The organism is candidate division WOR-3 bacterium (genome assembly GCA_039802205.1).
Taxonomy (GTDB): domain Bacteria; phylum Hydrothermota; class Tepidihabitantia; order SM23-42; family JAOAFX01; genus JAOAFX01.
The window spans coordinates 1-20,126 of record JBDRWD010000052.1; the positions used below are offsets into that span (position 1 = coordinate 1).

Here is a 20,126-nt window from a genome sequence, read left to right on the forward strand (position 1 = left end):
TCCAAGGCATGTTAAACCATTTCTATCAGATTTTAATTTTTGAAACTTAGCTGTGCCATAAATAGTCCAAATTGCCCAATCCTCTTGTTTAGGTAGTCCCCAAGATGGCGGAGAAGGATAACAACTTAAAGGCGAGCTTCTTTCTTTTAAATGTGTCCACATATATCCACCACCAATTCCTAATGCCCAATGGCTATCAAAATGATATTGAGCAGCAATTTCTATGCTATTATTCAAATAAAACAGTGCAAGAACATTTTCGGGCGGTGGAATACCGAAGCCTTCGATTTGAGGACCTACTAGTGCCCCACCAGTTAGTGCTATTCCGGGACTGTAATTTATTCCGATACTAAATTTTGGCTTTATGGTTGGCTGTAAAGATTCTTGTGGGGCTTCTTTTTTAAACGCTTCTTTACCTATCAAATAACCAGCAATAGGAAATAAACAACAACCCATTCCTATGCATTCCGACTCACTCGGCAAACTCGGCGGTATCCAGTTTTCACTTGTAGTATAAAATAATTTTTGTCTTTTTAATGAATTTAACAGATTCAACGATGAATCCGATTTTATTTCTTCGGCAAAAATTAAGTTTATCAAAGTTATTATACAAACCCAAATTTTTAACCCATCCATAAAACCTCCAGGTCTTAACAAAAGATTATAATAAGAATATTCCATCCGTCAAGCATAAGTTCCCGGTGGTGTCCAGAATTATGTGTAAATTCCTCTTGAAAATAAAAAGCGGTGTATCCTCCTTTATGAAAATTAATTATTCGGATTACCAAATCCTGAAAGGAGGATACACCGATGGATAATCCATTTAATTATTCTAAGAGTACTTCCCCTAAAAAGTTATGTATGATGATAATCATTTAGTAAGATTTGAACAAAAAAATAATCTTACCGAAGAGGGGCTGTTTAATCAAAATAGAATATCTTACCCAAATACTTGAAAACAGCCGAGCGTTATCGCAAAGCCTTTATTACCAGCAAGCAGGATTGGCTTTTTAATGATATCCCGGAAAAAAATGTTTTAATGCCTCGGTTTTTGAAAAAAGAAAATTCTGGTTGAACCGCATTTTGAGAAGCTCAAGGATTGGAATGAAAGACGAAGGAAGGCTTTAAAGTATTCTCAGACGACCGGGATGTTCTTCCGTTATCCGCCCGATGACCCGGGCCGAGCGTTGATATTTTTCCATGAATATATTCACCTTTGCTTCAGGAAGAACGATGGCCAATCCACCCGAGGTCTCCGAACCAAAAACCAGCTGCCCGATTTCCGAACCAATCGCTCCTTTCTCAACCCGATCTGCGAAGGACTTCATATTCATTGTAATACCCGGCTCAATTATCCCGCTTCTAACGACCTCGATTGCTCCAGGATAAACCGGTATTTTATCAGCCCACAGTTCAATACCCACATTGCTTGCCTCTGCCATCTCCACTAAGTGCCCCACTAATCCGTAACCGGTGATGTCGGTCGCAGCATCCACACCGACCTCCTGCATCACCCTGGAGGCATGTTTATTGAGAGTAGTCATTCCTTCATAAACAAGTTTCGTATCAAGACCTGCAGCCTTATCCAGCAATAACGCCTGGATGATCGTGCCGACACCGATCGGTTTGGTGAGGATTATCACATCTCCGGGTCGGGCACGGGCATTGGTCACTATCTTCTGGGGATGGATATAACCGATGACCGAAAGTCCATACATTATCCCTTCGTGATTAAATGTATGGCCTCCACATATGGTGACACCGGCTTCTTGTGCCTTTGTCTGACCGCCCCGCAATATCTCACCAAGTATTTCCGGATCACTATTAGCTGGAAAACCAACAACATTGAGCGCGAGTTTGGGTTCACCACCCATCGCATAGACATCAGAGATACAATTGGTTGCCGCGATCATACCGAAGAGATAAGGATTCTCCACAACCGGTGCCATTATATCCACGGTATAAACGAGCGCCAGTTCATCACTGATTTTGTAAACACCAGCATCATCCGCAGTATTCAGTCCTACCAGGAGATTAGCATCCACGATCGCCGGCAGATGGGAAAGTGCCTTCGCCAACTGCGCTTTAGAAAGCTTACTTGCTCAACCCGCGCACTTGATGAAGGACAGAAGTCCTTTCGGCATCGTCATCACCCCCTTTGTTGAAGATTATATACAACTGGTATCTAAAGTCAAGGCACTGCGTGCCTGAGTCCTCTCTACTTTTTGTCAAATTATTTTTATGCGCTAAATTATTAGAGGTAGCCGCACCCTTCAGGGTGCGAAATACCATGGGATTTAAAAAATTATCCGCAGGCTAAAGCCTGCGCCTACCATTTTATTGGTTACCACCCGACGACTTCAGGTTGGCATTTTTTATTTATGCAAGGCTAAAGCCTTGCCCTACAAAAATCCAAACGCTAAATCATTGATTACCCTTACAAATCTTGCCCATGAGTTTTGTCGTTCCTTCATACATAAAAAATAAAAGATATGGAGAAGATCGGGTTAAAATATATATTGACAAAACATACCGGGTAATTATAATTTATTAATGAAAAAAAACAAAGAGATCGCCCAGATTTTCAACCAGATTGCTGATGCCTTAGAGTATAAAGGAGAAAATGTCTTCCGGGTTGTAGCATACCGCAAAGCCGCAAGGGTGCTCGAAGAACTGACCGAGGATATTGAGGAATTGTTGAGGTCCGGGAGATTAAAATCCCTCCCAGGCATCGGCCAGGGAATGGCGGAAAAAATTGAAGAATACATTAAAACCGGAAAGATGCAGAAATATATTGAAGCCACCCGGGGCATACCACCATCCCTTTTAGAATTGCTCAATATTCAAAACCTTGGACCCAAGACCCTTGCTTTAGCCCACAAAAACCTCGGGGTAAAGAATCTGGAGGATTTAAAAAGGGTCATCGCTGATGGCAGTCTGGCAAAACTTCCCCAGATGGGCGAGAAAAAAGTAGAGAATATCAAAAAAGGGATTGAGTTATACGAGCGTAGTCACGAGCGGCTCTCCATCGCCCTGGCTGAATCGGTTGCATCAAGTGTAGTGGATTATCTAAAAAAGAATGCCCCGATTTTACAGATCTCACCTGCTGGCTCGCTCCGGCGCTGGAAGGAGACGATCGGAGATATCGATATTTTGGTCACGGGCAAAGACCATAAAAAGATCGTGGAAGTATTTACAAAATATCCGGAGGCGGAAGAAATAATTGCCGCAGGTGAGACGAAAAGTTCCATTCTCGTTCAAGGCGGCATCCAGGTGGACATACGAATCGTCGACAAAAAATCCTACGGTGCTGCCCTGCAATACTTCACCGGTTCCAAAGCCCACAATGTCAAACTCCGGGGCATTGCGGTGAGTAAAAAATGGAAATTGAATGAATATGGATTATTCGAAGGCGAGAAAATCATAGCCGGCGAAGACGAAGTGGAGGTTTACAAAAAACTGGGGTTACAATGGATTCCGCCAGAATTGCGCGAAGACCGCGGAGAGGTAGAACAAGCATTGAAAAACCAGTTGCCGAAACTTGTGGAACTTTCTGATATCAAAGGGGATCTCCAGATGCATTCTAATTACTCAGATTCTTCGGCGACGATTGAACAACTCGCTATCGCTGCCCAGCGGATGGGTTATGAATATATCCTCATCACCGACCATTCGCGTTCGGCGAAATATGCCCATGGCTTAGAGATTGATCGGTTATACAAACAATGGGAAGAGATCGATGAATTGAATAAAAGATTTAAGAATTTTAGAATCCTTAAAGGAATTGAGGTTGATATCTTGCCTGATGGCAAACTGGATTATCCGGATAAGATCTTAAAAGAACTGGACATGGTCGTTGCCTCGATACATCAAGGATTCACCAAGAATGTCACCGAAAGAATCTGTGCAGCAATGGAAAATCCCTATGTAGATATCATAGGCCATCCAACAGGGCGCCTTATCTCCAAGCGTGAAGGGTATACGGTGGATATTGAAAAGGTGATAAAAAAGGCTGCTGAAACAAATACATTCTTAGAGTGTAATGCCTATCCGGATCGGCTGGATTTGAATGATGTGAACCTGAAACGGTGTAAGGAATTAGGCGTAAAAGTGAGCATCGGGACTGATGCCCATGGGGTTGAGGAATTGTCCTGGATGAAATTCGGGGTTGCCACCTGCCGGCGGGGATGGCTGGAAAAAGATGATGTTATCAATACCTATCCATTAGAAAGACTTTTGAGGCTGAGAAAGATAAAAAGAAAAAATTTTAGAGAGATGGAATTATGATCGGAACTATAATCTTCATCCTTTATTCGGCTTATATCACCCCGGAATTGGAATATCAATTATCCCATGCCGGGGATAAAGAAATGCTCACCGTGATCTGCGCGCTAAAGACCGAATATCCCTATGAGGCGATTGAAAATCTTCCCGTCAAAGATAAAATCCGCATCTTAAAAGAGACTGCAGCTAAAAGCCAAAAGAGATTGATTGAGTATCTTTCATCCTGCTCCGAGGATGTGAAGGAATTAAAATCATTCTGGATATTCAATGGACTCCATATCACTGCGACAAAAAGGTTGATTAGTAAACTCCGGGAATGGGATGAGATCAAATATCTCCTCCATGATGGAGTGATTATACTCCCTGGGTCAGTGATAAATGAAGACTTCCGGACCCCTGAGTGGAATATAAGAAGGGTCAAGGCAGATTCCTGCTGGTTGGCAGGATATACGGGGAGTGATGTCTTACTGGGTCTCCTTGATAGTGGATGTAATTTTACCCATCCGGCGCTTGCTGGTAAATGGAGTGGCTACTGGAAGGACTGTGTAAACGGACAGACCCAGCCCTATGATGACAATGGGCATGGCATATTCATGGCGGGCATTATCTGTGGCGGTGATGGTCCAGGACCATTTACCAATGATATCGGTGTCGCTCCGGGCGCCAAACTGGTCGTAGCCAAGGTATTCAATGCACAGGGTGTCGGGCAATATACCTGGATAGATGACGGCATGCAATGGATGGCAGACTTGAAAGTTGACTCCGGTGTTGATATCCGGGCTGTCTCTAACTCCTGGACATCGGGGAACATATACGATCTTCACTTCTGGAATATGTGCCGCACCTGGAAATCAATCGGCATCCTCGGGATATGGAACATCGGTTCTACCGGACCTGGCTCGGGCACAAGTCTGGCACCAGGTAATTACCCGCTGGTCTTGGGTTGCGGGGCAGTTGATTCCCTTGACTATATTGCCTCATTCTCATCCCGCGGTCCTGCACCGGATACTCCTCCCTGGAATGATACAACTTTCTGGTATCGGAGGGACTGGAACCTTACCAAACCAGAGATTGTAGCACCAGGCGTGAATATCAGGTCTTGCACAGGTAGTAGTGGTTATCAGACGATGAGCGGAACTTCCCTATCCAACCCCCATGTTGCGGGCGGTGTGGCAATATTATGTCAGGCAAATCCAAATTTAACGGTGACCGAATTGTATAATCTATTTCTTGATAATGCGGATTCAATCTACTATGGAGGCTACCCGAATAATACCTATGGTTGGGGAAGGCTGAATCTCTGGCGGACACTCCGGGCAGTAACGGGAAAGAAAGAAAATAAATCGGAAGGGTTAAAAATGCATATCTCAATCACCCCAAACCCCAGCCCGGGTTTCATTAAACTCTCTCCAGGTGGTGATCTTCTATCGGCGGTGTTATACGATATTGCCGGAAAAAAGGTGTGTGCTTTAAAAATAGAAAAAAACGCTGACATCATTCCCTTACCCGCAACGATAAAAAATGGAATCTATTTTCTTGAAGTTAAATCAAAAACCACTCGGCTGGTGCATAAGATCATCTTGATAAGATAATTCACTTCTCAAATACTTACTGGCTCCAGAAAGTTCTGAAACTCTACCAGCCTGCCTTCTGGGTCTTTGATAAAGAAATGATAGATACGGTATTTTTCGTTCACCTCAGGCTCGGATAATGCCTCGAGACGGAATTTTTTATACATATTATAGACCTGATCGGTATTCTCATAAACAAATGTGATTATACCCTGGGTCTCGGTAGTCTCACGCTGACAAAAACCGAGTAGCAAATTACCATGTTTGAGAATTGCACAGTCAGCCTGTTCTAACCAGACCTCCATGCCAATCCGGGTAACATAAAACTCTTTTATTTTTGGTAAGTTCTGGGTCTTGAAGAAGATAATGCCCGCCATTGCCAATTATATCCATCGGCGCATAAAAATCAATAGTTAATGGAATTTCCGCCTACCATATTGTAAAAATCATTTCGCCCGCAAGAATAGTCGTACCTCTTGATTTTCCGGATTAACTTCGAGCACCTTCTGGAAGGCAGCGTGCATCGCCGAATAGTTCCTCTGGTTCTGATAAATGAGCCCTTCGATGAGATAACGCTGACCCAGAAGGTAACGGTTCAATCTCTCCAAATCGTCAATCCCTTCAAATATCTCGGCTAAATCCGCACGCCGGGCAAACAACTGCTTTATATTCGATTCCCAATTCTCCCTTTTTAAGCTGCCCGGGGTGAAAAACTCCAAAAGCGGATTATTGTCGGTATTAAGCGGTGAATTCTGCGTTATATTTGGGAGATCTTCTGGGATGAGTAAACAGGCAACCGCCAAAAGATAGGGGTCTTTAAGCATCTCGTCCTTTACAATTTTTAATCTTTCAAAACGGAGGCGTATCCCAGCCTGGGTTCCTACCATAATCCCATGTGAATAACCAAGCCAGATAGTAGTATATGGGAAGACACTCGCAAAGGTTCTGATGAGAATGCGAAACTCATTCGGGCTCAATTTGTGAAGGGGCAAATACTGACATACTACACCTTTTTCAGTTAAATGGTCTTTGCATAATAGAAAATATTCGCGGGTGTATAAATTGTTACTTCCCAATATGGGATGGGTTGGATCACAGGAGATGATATCGTATTTCTTATTGCTCTGGAGTAAAAAATTTCGACCGTCCCCAGAAATAAAATTTACCTTTGGATTTTTAAAAACATATTTATTATGATTGGTAAAATATCGGGCGGCCTCAAATAGATCCGGGCACAATTCAACACAATCAATCTTTTCAAGTTCGTACTGGGCAAGGGTCGCAGTTGTTATGCCCACGCCAAAGCCGATAACCAAAGCTTCCTTTGCCTCGGGATTGAAAACAATCGGAAGGGTCCCCAGCAACTTCACCACTTTTAGAGCATCATAGGTGGTTCCGATCACGGCGTTGTTATTCACATAACAGGAACGAACTCCACTCCGCTGATCTTCGCTCACCACTATCGTGCCTTCGCGAGTCTCTTTGTAATACAAAACCCGGTCCTGACGTCCTGGAGTATGTAAAAGCGAAGGAGGCAGAATGTATCTTTGTGGTAGTGAATAAAACATCAGCAGAATCGCTGCTCCTACCAAGAAGAAATTCCAAACGGGTGCTCGGGAAAGAATGGAAAACAACAATCCCAAACCAAGGTTGAGCGCGGCAATCAGAATGAGTCCTTTGAGCACCCCTACCCATGCAATCAAAAAAACTCCGGTAAAAACAGCGCCGAGGGCACTACCGATGGTATTAAAAAAATAAATTTTACCGACCCCGCTGCCGAGTGCAGTCGATCCAGAAGCCGATAACGAACAGAGCAGCGGAAAATTTATTCCCATGAGCACGGTAGGGACCACCATCACCACCAGGGCGAGGAAGAGAGCCGGAAGGAAAATTCGTAAAAAGGGTATCTCAAGAATCCCCTCCAATAAGAATAATAACCGGGGAAGTTGATTCATAAAGAGTGCACCACCGATGATCCACAATCCCATAAAAATTTGCACCGATGCCAGGAGTGTATCAAGTCGATATTTACAGGAAAGTCTTGCAAAAATCAAACTGCCCAAAAAAATGCCGGTTAAAAAAACTCCAAGGATGATAGCAAAGGTATAAGTTGAGTTGGTCAAAAAAATCAAAAGTGCGCGCAACCAAAAGATTTCACAAGCCAGACTGGCAAAGCCGGTTAAGAATGCCACCATGGGAAGGAATCTGCTGAAACCTTCCATCAAATTTGGCTTTGAGGTGAAAGATTTTGGTTTTAAATCTTCTACTGCCCTCGCTGGTTGGATCCGAAATAGCGACAGGCTTATGATCAAGTTGATTAATATCGCCAGAAGTTGCGTAGCAATCATACCTAAATTTCTTATGAAGAGAAATCCAGTAAGCAAGGCACCGAGGACACCACCTAAAGTATGGATACCATATACCATGCCGATACCCTTTTTAATTTCAAATCCTTGCTGTAGATAAATTTTGCTCATCACCGGAAATGTACCACCCATTAGAGAAGCCGGTACCAATAAAATGAGAAAGGATACAAGCCACCTGAGGAAATGAAAACCAAAATCAGCCCCGGAGAAAATACGCACCAGTTTGCTGAAAAAACCAGGGAGTGCCGGTAAGATGAAGAGTAAAAGGAATCCCCCAAAACCGATCCCCATCTGCAAATAGGCGAATAGTTTAACCGGATTCCGGAAACGATCAGCAAGCCTGCCGAAATAAATTCCTCCCCAACCCAAGCCGAGCATGAAAGTAGCAATGACTAAGGTGTTTGCAAATGCAGTGGTACCAAAAGTGAGCACTAATAATCTCGCCCAGATGAGCTCATATATTAACATTGTGAATCCGGAGAGAAAAGCGATGAACAACAAAACAGGCATTGCAGGAGTATATTTGATAGCCTGATAAAGTCAAGGGCGAATGCGGGGTCAAATCTCTACATTCTACATTTATTCGACCTTCTCTCTTTACTTAATAAAAAGAGAAATCATCCTTAAGCGCATCTGCAAAGTTTAGATTTTTGGAGGTGTTTTAGTTTTAAAAATGGTCTTCTATCAATTTTTGAAAAAGGTTAGAAAGTTAAAGTTATTATCAGGTTTTGAGATTGACACAGCAGAAGTTGGGAGTAGTCCGCAGGTAAAGAGGTACAGAAATACAAAGCCATTTTACTGTGATAGGATATCTCCTAATCCGACAAAGGGTATAATAAGGCTCCGGTCCAATTTCCCGGATGAGTGTAAAATCACGATCAAAACTTATTATACTACAGGTCACTTGTGCATAAAGAGAATATCAAAAATCAAAGGTTAGTTGGTAGTCCATACCTGCTCTGCAAAGATTGATAATGTAGTAGCTGCAATCTTCAGGTTGGGTCATTTTTATTTTTTAAACGCAGGCTAAAGCCTGCGGTTACCGGATTTCGGCTAAAGCCGGCGGTTACCGAATGATTTAACTTAGAATATTCTTTCAGATGGATCCCATCTCCTGAAACTCCTCAGAATACTATTGACCGATTTTACTTTTTCAATATACTCAATCAATGGATGGGAATATCATTAAAAATGGTGACTTAGTCTATATCTATCTTGATGAAAAAAGGCAATTTCTTATTTCTGCCACTCCTGGATTGAAGTTATCCACCGACTTTGGAGATATAAAAATTGACGAAATCATTGATCAAGAATTTGGTTATGTAGGCAAGACCCATCTGGGCAGAAATTTCTATTGTCTCAAACCCACGACCGGCGATCTGATGTTGAAAATAAAACGCCGCACGACGATTGTGTATCCCAAGGATCTGGGGTATTTATTTTTTGAAACTGCAATCGGTCCGAATTCAAAGGTGATTGAAGTTGGAACCGGCAGCGGTGCCCTGACCCTATTTTTATCAAAGGTGGTAGCCCCTGATGGTATCGTCTACAGTTATGAACGGAATGAAGAATTTCTCCAAAACGCCCAGAAAAATCTGGAAAGAATTAAAAATAAAAGCCGGATTGAATACTTTCTGCGCGATGTAGCACTTGATGGTTTTCTTCAAAAAGATGTAGATGCAATATTCATTGATGTTCCCGAGCCCTGGGCGATCGTTCCCAAGGCGGCGGAAGCATTGAAGAGTGGCCACCATCTTGTTGCCTGGTGTCCCAATGTGGAACAGGTTAAAAAGACAGTGGAAACCTTGCATGCATTCCACTTTGTCCGTATCAAGGTCGCGGAGATCATTCAACGGGAAATTCTGGTTAGGGAGCGGGGTGTACGACCCAAAGAAAGGGGTATCACCCATACCGCCTATCTTATCAGTGCCACCAAGAGCAAAGGATAAGAAGCACGATTACTCCAGATAGAGGAGTGGATCTACTGGCTTTCCCTCTTTTCGCAATTCAAAGTGGAGCATGGGTCCGGAGAGCGAACCACTTTCGCCCACCCGACCGATTATCCTACCCGCCGGGATTTCTTCACCGACTTTTACAAGAATCTCGGCAAGATGACCATAAAGAGAATAAAACCCATCCAGGTGGTCGATGACGACCAAATTACCATAGCCGATGAATTTCCCTGCATAAACAACCCTGCCCTGAGCCACGGCATAGACATTCTCCCCATAATTGCTCAAGATATCAATCCCATTATTCTTGGTGGTGGTATTATACTTGGGATGGACAACCTTACCAAATTTCGTTCCTACCGAACCCTTACAGGGCCAGGGAAGCTTGCCTTTATTCATTTCCAGATAACTCTGGGCACGCTTTTCTTCTTTTTCTTTCTGTTTGCGCAGCGATATTATCAACTCTTCGAGTTTGCGTTGTGCGCTCTTCAATTCTTTCTCTATCTTCTTTTTTTCACTTTCCTGCCGGGCAATTTCATCGAGAATCTTCCGCTTCTCCAGCCGCTCAGCATTGAGCCTTTCAATCTCCTGTGCCTTCTCCTGCCGCCGGGTTTCTAATAGGGCGATCAAGTCTTCGCGCATCTTCTTGTCCGCGAGATACTTTGTCCAATCGTTTTTACACTCAAAGAACAATTTTTGGTCGTTCTTAGCCAGAATCTGGAGATAATAAGAAGTGGAAAGAATCTCCGCAATCGATTTTGAAGAAAACAGCACTTCAAGTCGATAAAATGGTGTCCACTTATAAAGCCGGATCAATCTTGCCCGCAGTTCTTCTTTCTGGAATTTCATCTTGGCTTCGAGCCGGGCTATCTCCCGATTTAATTCTGCCACCCTCGTTCTCTCTTCATATTCCTGAGCGGATAATTTTTCAAGATATTCATTGGAAAGGTTTATCGCTTCATCAATCTTTTCAATCCTGCTCAGGGCTCCGGCTTTTTCTTTTTCCAACTGTTTGATCTCCTGTCTCACGACCGTCAATCTCTTTTTCAGTTCATCGAGTTCTTTCTGCTTTTCACTCAGCTGGGCAAAAATACAAAAGGCGATTAACAAAAACTTCATCTCAAAAACCTTCGCAGGGCAATGCTGGAACCGATGATGCCAAATATCATCCCCAAAATTACACTGCCCAAGAAGAATAGCGATTTTGGGAAAAAGGGTATGGCAAAAAAGGCTGAGGCAATTCTTACCGTTATCAACAGCAATAAATAAGCAATCGCACCGCCAAGAACACCCTGGACCAATCCCTGAAACACAAAGGGGATGGTGATAAAGGTATCGGTGGCACCGACGAGTTTCATTATCTCTATCTCCGTAGCATGGGCGAAGATGGTGAGTTTGATCGTCTGGAAGATGACGAATATCACTGAAAGGGTGATGATGACCAGTAATCCCAGGTCAAAAAAGAGCATGATACCTGTAACCCTTTTGAGTTGCTCAACAAGTTCGCCGCCGTATATTGTCTCCTTGACACCCTTTAAAAGTAGAACTTTTTTATTTATCTCCTCCAAGCCCCGGGAATTCCGGAAAGCGGGTTCAATTTTAATCCTTATTGAAGCAGGCAATGGATTTTCTTCAAAGACCCGGATGATCTCTTTAGTTTCAGCAACCTCCTCCTGAAGCTGTTTTAATGCGGCATCTGCCGATATATATACTACATCCTGAACCCCGTTGATTTTTTTGATGCTGTTTTTCAGCCAGGATACATCGGCACGCTCTTCCAGAAAGGCAATTATCTCTATCTTTTCATCAAGATAAAGTGCCAATTTGTAAAGATTGACCGTAAGCAGACCAAATATGGAGAGCAAATAGAAGGATATCGCCGCAACCAGGAGAGAAAGGATGAATAACGAACGACTCCGGCTGATGGTCCGAAATCCTTCTCTGATACCAATTCGTAAACCCATTGCTATCTGCTATTTATCCGAAATGATCTTACCATTTTCTAAGTGGATGATGCGTCTCTTCGCCTTGCGCACCAAGAGTTGATTATGGGTTGCCATGACCACGGTGGTTCCTTTGTAGTTGATATCCATCAGAATCTCCAGAACTTCCTGAGAACTTTTCAAATCGAGATTGCCGGTAGGTTCATCGGCAAGAAGGATATAGGGTTCTCGGACCAGTGCCCGGGCAATCGCAATCTTTTGCTGTTCGCCGCCCGAGAGCTGGTAAGGATAATTGAATTTCTTATGGCTCAGTTTTACATAGGTGAGGATATCAAAAACCTTTTTCTTCAGGTCCCGGGGCGGGATATCGGTCACTTCCAGGGCAAAGGCGACATTCTCTTCTACTGTACGGTCAGGTAAGAGCTTAAAATCCTGAAAGATCACCCCGATCTTCCGCCGTAATTCGGGTAATTTATTCCGCCTTAGAAATCGGAGATTATAATCAAGGACTTTGATCGTTCCTTTGGTGGGTTCTTCTTCTTTGTAAATCAGTTTCAAAATGGTGCTCTTACCCGCGCCTGTAGGACCGGTGAGGAAGACAAACTCACCTTTTTGGATTTCAAAGGATATATCATCGAGGGCAATCCAGTTTTTTTGAAAAACCTTTGTCACTTTATCAAAGATAATCATAGGGAATTTATCAGATGGGCGAGATAACCAGCGCCGAAACCATTATCAATATTAACCACCCCCACTCCTGGAGCACAACAGTTGAGCATCGTCAAAAGAGGTGCCAAACCCTGGAAATTAGCCCCATATCCGATACTCGTAGGGACCCCAATGACCGGCGCGACAAATAGACCAGCAACGACCGAAGGCAAAACTCCATCCATTCCTGCGACGACGACGATGACCCGGGCTTTTTTTAATAATTTTCTATAACTCAATAGCCTATGCAATCCAGCAACCCCGACATCGTAAATCCGTTCCACCCGGCTGCCCATGATTTCTGCGGTGATCGCAGCCTCTTCGGCTATCGGCAGATCACCGGTGCCTGCCGAGATCACACAGACCAGCCCGGACCCTGGTTTCCTTTTACCCACATAAAATAACCTTGCCTTAGGAAAGTAATTGCCGTTTTTGAATCGTTCTTTTAGCAGTTGGGCGGTAGACTCTTCCACCCTGGTTAAAAGAACCTTTTTATTTGCTTTCAGAATCTCCTCGGCACATCTCAAAATCTGCTCCGCACTCTTACCCTGACAGAAGACCACCTCGGGAAATCCCTTCCGTCTTTCCCGATGGAGATCAAGTTTCGCAAATCCGAGGTCACGAAATGTTTCGCTAGTCTGCTTTTTTATCTTAAACACTCCTTTTTCAAAAGATCTGGGCGGAGAATTTATAAATCTCGGTGTCTTTTAATTTATACGCATCTTCGGGCAAACCCGCTTTCAAACAGGTCTGCTCCAGAAATTCCTCTACTGTCCAGTTATAATCGGTGGCAACCTGAGGAAGGAGGAGACCACTGTGATAACCGCGGCGGATTAGAAGCCCGTCCCGACCAATGACAATCTCCTTGAAGTCTTTAACCCGTTCCAAAGGGGTGAGGACCGAAATCTCGATCTCTAAATCCGGTAACTCCGCTTCGGTGACCGGATGGAAGCGAGGATCCTGGAGGGCTGCAGCCTTTGCCATCTCTTGGCACACTTTGTATAAAGGCTCATCAGCAATGATATGTCCGATACAGCCCCTTAAATTCCCATGTTTGTTAATCGTCACAAATACACCATAAGGTTGCTTCAATCGTTCTGGTAAATCTTTGAACTCGGGTAGCCTTTCTCCTTTTACCGCCGCCTCTATCGTCTTACGGGCAATCTCTTTAAGGAGTTTCTTCTCTTCTTCGGTAAAACCGAGGTCGACTCCGACTTGGTTATGACTTTGCTCCTCGCCTTTAAAGAATGCAGCTGCGAGATAACCCACGACCTGGTGATAATCACCGGTTATATTGCCACTCGTGCCATAGATTAACACCTTAGATTTGTCTGCACCCATCTTTTTTGCTGCAAGCATCACCGTGACGATAGGACCACCACCACAGGCCTCACAACTATCCGCAGCAAGGCGTTTTGCCAGAAGTTCGGGATCAAATTTTTCTACGGCTTCGATCACCAACTGGTCAAGTCTTTCCGCATTCTTTTGATCATGATAATGGGAAAGATCCGAGCTCGCAACAAATAGGACCTTCTTATTTTTTGTAGCATTGATCAGTGCAGAGGCGAGTTCCTCACAGGTTTTGTAATCCTGGGAACCCATGACGATTTCTACAAGTTTGAAACTCTTCAGAACCATCTGGAGAAAAGGAATCTGGATTTCTACAGAATGCTCTTGCGTATGGGCATCGGGCTCATACTTTATCAACCGGGGATTCTGTTTAATGAGCTCCTCAATGAGTCTTTGATCAAATTCCACCTTTCCAAGAGGGGTCACCCGTCCTGCCATTTTGTCTACCGAAACTCCGCCAAATCCATGGTAGTGGCTGGGACCGATCACAATCACTGCGTCGAACTCTTTATTCTCCAGAAGTTTATAACCAAAAGCCGCAAAGGGTCCAGAATACATGTATCCAGCATGGGGCGCAACCAATCCATAGATATCACCGGTAATCCTAACCTTGGCGTTTTTTAGATAGGTCTTTATCACATCGCGCAGGTCCTTTTCCTTTCCCGGGTACCATGAACCTGCATGGATGGATTCCCGGTATTCAGCAGCACTGCAATTTTGGATCATGACCAATACTCCTGTTAAAAAAATCTTAAAAAAATAATTTTTAAATCGTGATCCGAGTTTTACATTCATCTATCTGGAATCAGGGCTCTGGATACAAAACCGGCAATGATTGCCTTGGCAATGTCAAAAGGTATGAAAGGCAAGACAGCAAGTTTAAGGGTCGTAGGAAATTCTACCCTCAAATACCAGGCGAAATTCACCGCACCGAGAAAATAGATGATCGCTATACCGCCAAGCATTATCAATAATTGAGCGAGCAGGTTGCGGAATCTGTGAATAAAGATACCGACGAAGACTGCTGCAGGAATAAAACCGAAGAGATAACCAAGGGTTGGACCCGGCATCAAACCACTCCGCAGACCGGCAAACCAAGGAACACCAAGTCCTCCCAGGAGGAGGTAAAATACCATGCTCATTCCGCCATAAAAACCGCCTAACAAAACCCCGCTCATCAATACAGCAAAGACCTGACCGGTTACAGGTACGGGTGTAAAACCCAAGGGTATTCGGATCTGAGCAAATATGCCCGTTATCAGTGCAAACAATAACGAAAGACCAATCTTTTTGGTCCAGGATATCGTTCTTAACAACTTAAAATAACGAACTCTTTCTGCATAAAATAATTCAAGCCTCTGAGTGATATTCATTTAAACCTCCTTAGTATCTCTCATATTTTAGTTAATTTATCTGAAAAGTCAAGGCTAACGACCGAAAACTATTATCCAATGAAGATCCCCAGCAAGATGCCCGCGATAATGAATAACACCGGGTCAATCTTTTTCACAAAAAGAAGCAAAAGAAAGGTTGCTGTACCCAAAATCCCATAGGAGAGATTAACCCAGTTGGCAGGGATAAAAAAAATTCCGGTTGATATTAAAATTGCAACCACTGCTGATTTTATTCCGTCCAAAAATGATTGAACATAAAGATTCCCTTCGACCTTTTTATAGACCTTTACTAACAGTATGAGCATTAAAAAAGATGGCAGAAATATCCCGATTGTCGCAATGAGGGCACCGATCAACCCCATCACCTTGAAGCCAACAAATGTGGCAGTGATCGCTACTGGTCCTGGGGTGATCTGTCCGAGGGCAAAGCCATCAAGGAATTCTTTTGGACTAAGCCAATTGCGATATACCGATACTTCTTTCTGAATAAACGGGATCGCTGCATAACCTCCACCAAATATCACACTGCCAATTTTCGCAAAGATTCCGAACAATTCCATTGCTTTTTTTAAATCAAAGGTGATTAAAGGTACCACCGATATGATTTTGAAAACTCTCATCCGTTCAAGAAGCAAATTCAAAAAACCAGCAGATAAAACCGCGAGGACCGGATCAAATTTGATTAAAAATAGAACCAATGAAAAAACAAAGACGATTATCCGATTCGTCCTGATGAGCACCACCTTTCCCATATCAAAGCCTGCCCAGAGGATGATCCCTGTCATCACCGCACCAATCCCTTTAAAAATTTGTGCTACTGCTGGCAAGGTGTGAAAGGTGAAATAGAGATAAGAAAGGATGAGCATGATAAGAAAGGAAGGGAATAAAAGGGCAATTCCGGCAACAACCGCACCGCGCAATCCTGCAAGGCAGTAGCCAATATACTCGCAGTAATTGGGGACAAAAGGACCAGGTAACATCTGGCCGATTGCGACCGCGGTCGTGAGTTCATCATCGGTAATAAGTCCTTTCTTTTTCACACACTCATTTCTGACCATCGCCAGCATCCCTGGACCACCCCCGAAGCCAAACAATCCAATTTTGAAGAAGGTCCGAGCAATTGCTTTTAATGAGTTCATAAGTTCATGCTTCCAGTCCGGTATCCCTCAAGGTCCAATGTGATATACTTGTAGCCCAACTTCTTAAAAAATTTGACCACCTTCTTACAATTCCTTAACATTTTTCCAAAATCCGAAGCCGGTATCTCAATCCTGGCGATCGGAAAATGGTCACGCACCCGGCACTGGCGAAAATGCATTCGCATGAGAAATTTTTCAGCCTCCTCTATCCGCTGCAGGATTTTTTTATCTATCTTTTGACCATAGGGGATCCTGGATGCCAGACACGCCATAGAAGGCTTATTCCAATTAGGTAGTCTAAGTCTTTTGGCAATCTCTCTGATCTTTTCTTTTTTTATCCTTGCTTCAATCAATGGAGATAAGACACCCAGTCTTCTTGCTGCGACTAAACCCGGGCGAAAGTCTTTTAAATCTGAGTAGTTACTCCCTTCTAATACGACGTAACCATACTTGGCACCGATTTCTTTCAATCTCTTAAATAACTCCATCTTACAATGAAAACAACGGCTTTGGGAGTTTTTAATAAATTCCGGATTTTTTAATTCATCAGTCTCAATAATGATATGACACACCTGCAAGCGCCGGGCAATACTACAAGCATTTTTTATTTCACTTTCAGGATAGAGAGGCGATTTCGCGGTTACCGCAATGACTTTGTCTTTCAAGACGAGCCGAGCGATCTTCAAAAGGAGTGTAGAATCAACCCCACCGGAAAAGGCGATTATCGCTCCTGGATATCTTTTTAAGATTTTTTTTAATCTTTCCAGCTCTATTCTCAACTCAGATAAGGCAAAAATTCTTCGCTCACCGGAGGTCTTTTGGACCAGCGGACAATCTCCTGGCCATCTTCGATGATAATAACCGTGGGTATGTCCGCCACCTCATAGTATGCACCTTCAGCCATTCCTTCCACGGTGTCCATATCGAAATACTGGATCGAAGCAGTAAACCCCTTTTTCTCTTTAAAATAATTAAATTTTTCGAATGTATCTTTGCATACCGGACACTCCCGGCGTCCGAAGATGTAAATTTTTTTCATCATGCCTCCTGTGGTTTCTATTTTATGCAAAAAAATTTATGCGTCAAGAGAACCTTCAAGTTCCAAAGAAGGGCAAGTATTGATAAGTATTAAGTTTTGATTATACTTCTTCTGATGGTCATTGCGGTCTTCCTTTCTGGAGTTGTTGCGGTAATCAGCCAGTCCCTCTTCATCCGGGAATTGCTCGCATTCTTTTCGGGCAACGAGTTGCTCTCAGGGATGATACTTTTTTTATGGCTATTATCTACGGGCATAGGTAGTCTGGCTTATTCAAAATTGAGGAGACAAGCCCAGGGGAAGAATGATTATCCCTATCTTCTTTTATCCTCGGCCGGCGCACTCACATTCGCCTTTTTCTTTATCCGCTATACTCCGAAAATTTTCGCCCTTTCTTTTGGCGAACTCATCTCCTTTGACCGGATAATAATCATTTCAGTCCTCAGCCTCTTTCCCATCGGGCTCATTTTTGGTGCCTTATTTCCTGCCGCTTCTGCGCTCCTTAAGCCCTCAAAGGTTTATCTTTTTGAAAGTCTGGGTTCTTTTCTCGGTGGAGTCATTCTTACCTTTGTTTTGGTCTCAATAATCCCCCCTTCCGGTATCATCCTGCTCCTTCTCGCCCTTCTCTTTATGGGGTCTTTTCTCTGTAGCAAAAAGAGGGTTTTATTAATCCTTTCTCTTTTACCACTCTGTCTTCTACCCATGGTAAAAAAAATAGAACATCATTTCAAGAGCTTCCAGTTGATCGGGATGCATCTCCTCGGTGTTTATGAATCCCGCTATGGCAATATTGTAGTAACTGAATCCGCATCCCAAATAAATTTTTATTCCAATGGTGTTTTTGATTTTGCCTATCCAGATAAATTTTCTGCAGAAGAGGCCGTCCATTATTCCCTTCTGCTCCATGAAAACCCCCAAGAAGTATTACTGGTGGGGGGCGGTTTGGGTGGAGCGATTGAAGAAGTCCTGAAACATTCCACCGTGCAAAAACTTGTTTATGTGGAACTCGACCCCCAGTTAATCAAACTTGCCTTTGAGTATCTGAGAAAACTCGAACACTCTGACCCCCGTTTAGAACTGGTCAATACCGATGGAAGATTTTTTATGAAAAAGTCCCGGGCACATTTTGACTGCATCATCATAAATCTTCCGGACCCGGTCAATATCCAGTTAAACAGGTACTACACCCAGGAGTTTTTTCAAGAAGCTCGCCGCATACTCAAGCCCAATGGGATATTTTCCATCCGCCTCAGCTGTCCACCCGACATCCTGAGTCCCGATTATCGCCAGTTGCTCGGCACCATTAAAAGAACGCTTCAGAGCGTGTTTAATCATGTCCTTATTCTTCCCGTGGCCAAGGCAAACTATATTGCCCGGGAGCAGAGATTTACGAAAGAGATCAAAGAAGTTTTAAAAGAAAACTTTATCCATCGTAATCTATCGCTCCAATATGTAAATCCCGATTTCTTTGATTATACCCTCACCTTAGAGAGGATTGAGTATGTGAATAATAGCGTTGACCAGGCACCCGCTTATTTTAACACCGACCTGAAGCCAGTCTGTTACTACTTCAATACCCTGTTATGGAGTAACATCGCTTCGGAGTGGCTTAAAAGGTTCCTTGTCAAATCTTTTTATATCCCAACTGGTTTTTATTTTTTACTCTTGATCCCAATTTTTTTCTTTCTGCGCCGAAAGACCCTTATCCCCCTTTCGGTGTTCATCACCGGTGCGGGAAACATCGCATCCGAAATCGTCCTACTGATAATCTTTCAATCTCTACATGGATATCTTTACCACTGGGTGGGTCTCATGATCGGTGCCTTTATGCTCGGATTAGCGATGGGAACATTGTTCTATGTAACCGGTCCTGCCAAAATTCTCGATAACCTTCCGCAAAAAAAGAGATTTTTGACCTATCTTCAGTTTGCTATGGGAGGTTATTTTTCTCTCATCTTCGGGTTGGTCTTTGTCAAAATTTTCATCCCCAATTATCTAATTGTTATTTTAATCTTTAGCGGCGGGGTTCTCGGTGGTATCCATTTTCCCCTCGCCTTAGAGATCTGGGGGACAAAACCGGTGGGGCTTTTGTATGGCATTGACCTATTTGGTGCCAGTTTGGGTGCGCTTCTTATGACCACTATCTTTATCCCCATCCTCGGCATCCCGCTGACGAATCTGATATTTATCCTTATGCATATCATCATGGGCATTGGTCTGGCAACGGTGCAGTAAAAATCGATCTGAGTCCTCTCCGCTGCTATAAAAGGTTTGTCAATAATTAAATTCTTACTTTACATCCCCCTTTCTTCAGATTATAATTTCCTGGTCCGAATCATACCTAACGGTTAAACCAGACTGCTATACGGTCATATAAGACCAA

16 protein-coding genes and 1 pseudogene are annotated in these 20,126 nt (G+C 43.4%); 4 read left to right on the forward strand and 13 right to left on the reverse strand.

Annotation, left to right across the window (positions count from 1 at the left end; all coding sequences use genetic code 11):
* Both ABIL39_09600 and selD read right to left on the reverse strand, forming a co-directional pair.
* On the reverse strand, positions 1-636 hold a 636-nt coding region (locus ABIL39_09600), incomplete at its 3' end, for a hypothetical protein (GenBank protein ID MEO0166377.1).
* Positions 637-1,124: 488 nt separating this feature from the next.
* Positions 1,125-2,087 (reverse strand): annotated as a pseudogene (gene selD / locus ABIL39_09605) (selenide, water dikinase SelD).
* Positions 2,088-2,553: 466 nt separating this feature from the next.
* Between selD and polX the strand changes: the two are divergent.
* Positions 2,554-4,287 (forward strand): DNA polymerase/3'-5' exonuclease PolX, encoded by a 1,734-nt coding sequence (gene polX / locus ABIL39_09610; GenBank protein ID MEO0166378.1) that lies wholly within the window; start codon positions 2,554-2,556, stop codon positions 4,285-4,287.
* Complete coding sequence (locus tag ABIL39_09615; GenBank protein MEO0166379.1) at positions 4,284-5,876, forward strand: S8 family peptidase; 1,593 nt, start codon at positions 4,284-4,286, stop codon at positions 5,874-5,876. The genes polX and ABIL39_09615 overlap by 4 nt, the downstream gene beginning before the upstream one ends.
* An 8-nt stretch (positions 5,877-5,884) precedes the next feature.
* On the opposite strand, the gene ABIL39_09620 is transcribed toward ABIL39_09615, so the two are convergent.
* A complete protein-coding gene (locus ABIL39_09620) occupies positions 5,885-6,232 on the reverse strand; it encodes a VOC family protein (GenBank protein MEO0166380.1) in 348 nt (115 codons plus the stop codon).
* Positions 6,233-6,301: 69 nt separating this feature from the next.
* Entirely contained in the window at positions 6,302-8,731 is a 2,430-nt protein-coding gene (locus tag ABIL39_09625; protein MEO0166381.1) for a fused MFS/spermidine synthase, read from the reverse strand.
* 659 nt (positions 8,732-9,390) lie between these two features.
* Here ABIL39_09625 and ABIL39_09630 point away from each other — a divergent pair.
* Positions 9,391-10,170, forward strand: a complete 780-nt coding sequence (locus ABIL39_09630) for a tRNA (adenine-N1)-methyltransferase (protein MEO0166382.1) — start codon at positions 9,391-9,393, stop codon at positions 10,168-10,170.
* A gap of 9 nt (positions 10,171-10,179) precedes the next feature.
* Here the strand turns inward: ABIL39_09630 and ABIL39_09635 are convergent, their stop codons facing one another.
* From ABIL39_09635 to ABIL39_09675, 9 genes are all read right to left on the reverse strand, one after another.
* Positions 10,180-11,292: a peptidoglycan DD-metalloendopeptidase family protein gene (locus tag ABIL39_09635; GenBank protein MEO0166383.1), complete on the reverse strand. Its 1,113-nt coding sequence runs from the start codon at positions 11,290-11,292 to the stop codon at positions 10,180-10,182.
* A complete protein-coding gene (locus tag ABIL39_09640; GenBank protein MEO0166384.1) occupies positions 11,289-12,137 on the reverse strand; it encodes a permease-like cell division protein FtsX in 849 nt (282 codons plus the stop codon). The genes ABIL39_09635 and ABIL39_09640 overlap by 4 nt, the downstream gene beginning before the upstream one ends.
* 9 nt (positions 12,138-12,146) lie before the next feature.
* Positions 12,147-12,806, reverse strand: coding sequence for a cell division ATP-binding protein FtsE (gene ftsE, locus ABIL39_09645; protein MEO0166385.1), 660 nt, complete (start codon positions 12,804-12,806; stop codon positions 12,147-12,149).
* Complete coding sequence (larB, locus tag ABIL39_09650; GenBank protein ID MEO0166386.1) at positions 12,803-13,483, reverse strand: nickel pincer cofactor biosynthesis protein LarB; 681 nt, start codon at positions 13,481-13,483, stop codon at positions 12,803-12,805. Before larB ends, ftsE begins: the two co-directional genes overlap by 4 nt.
* Before the next feature lie 7 nt (positions 13,484-13,490).
* Positions 13,491-14,900, reverse strand: coding sequence for an AmmeMemoRadiSam system protein B (gene amrB / locus ABIL39_09655; protein ID MEO0166387.1), 1,410 nt, complete (start codon positions 14,898-14,900; stop codon positions 13,491-13,493).
* A 65-nt stretch (positions 14,901-14,965) separates the two neighbouring features.
* Positions 14,966-15,547 carry a biotin transporter BioY gene (locus ABIL39_09660; protein MEO0166388.1) on the reverse strand — a complete coding sequence of 194 codons (582 nt, stop codon included), beginning with the start codon at positions 15,545-15,547 and terminating at the stop codon, positions 14,966-14,968.
* A gap of 71 nt (positions 15,548-15,618) precedes the next feature.
* Positions 15,619-16,707 carry a chromate efflux transporter gene (chrA, locus tag ABIL39_09665; GenBank protein MEO0166389.1) on the reverse strand — a complete coding sequence of 363 codons (1,089 nt, stop codon included), beginning with the start codon at positions 16,705-16,707 and terminating at the stop codon, positions 15,619-15,621.
* The gene (gene larE / locus ABIL39_09670; protein MEO0166390.1) at positions 16,704-17,486 is read right to left on the reverse strand and encodes an ATP-dependent sacrificial sulfur transferase LarE; all 783 of its coding nucleotides are present in this window, start codon (positions 17,484-17,486) and stop codon (positions 16,704-16,706) included. Before larE ends, chrA begins: the two co-directional genes overlap by 4 nt.
* Positions 17,483-17,746 carry a hypothetical protein gene (locus ABIL39_09675; GenBank protein ID MEO0166391.1) on the reverse strand — a complete coding sequence of 88 codons (264 nt, stop codon included), beginning with the start codon at positions 17,744-17,746 and terminating at the stop codon, positions 17,483-17,485. The genes larE and ABIL39_09675 overlap by 4 nt, the downstream gene beginning before the upstream one ends.
* A gap of 114 nt (positions 17,747-17,860) precedes the next feature.
* Here ABIL39_09675 and ABIL39_09680 point away from each other — a divergent pair, with 114 nt between their 5' ends.
* A complete protein-coding gene (locus ABIL39_09680) occupies positions 17,861-19,978 on the forward strand; it encodes a methyltransferase (protein MEO0166392.1) in 2,118 nt (705 codons plus the stop codon).
* The last annotated feature ends 148 nt before the right edge of the window (positions 19,979-20,126 follow it).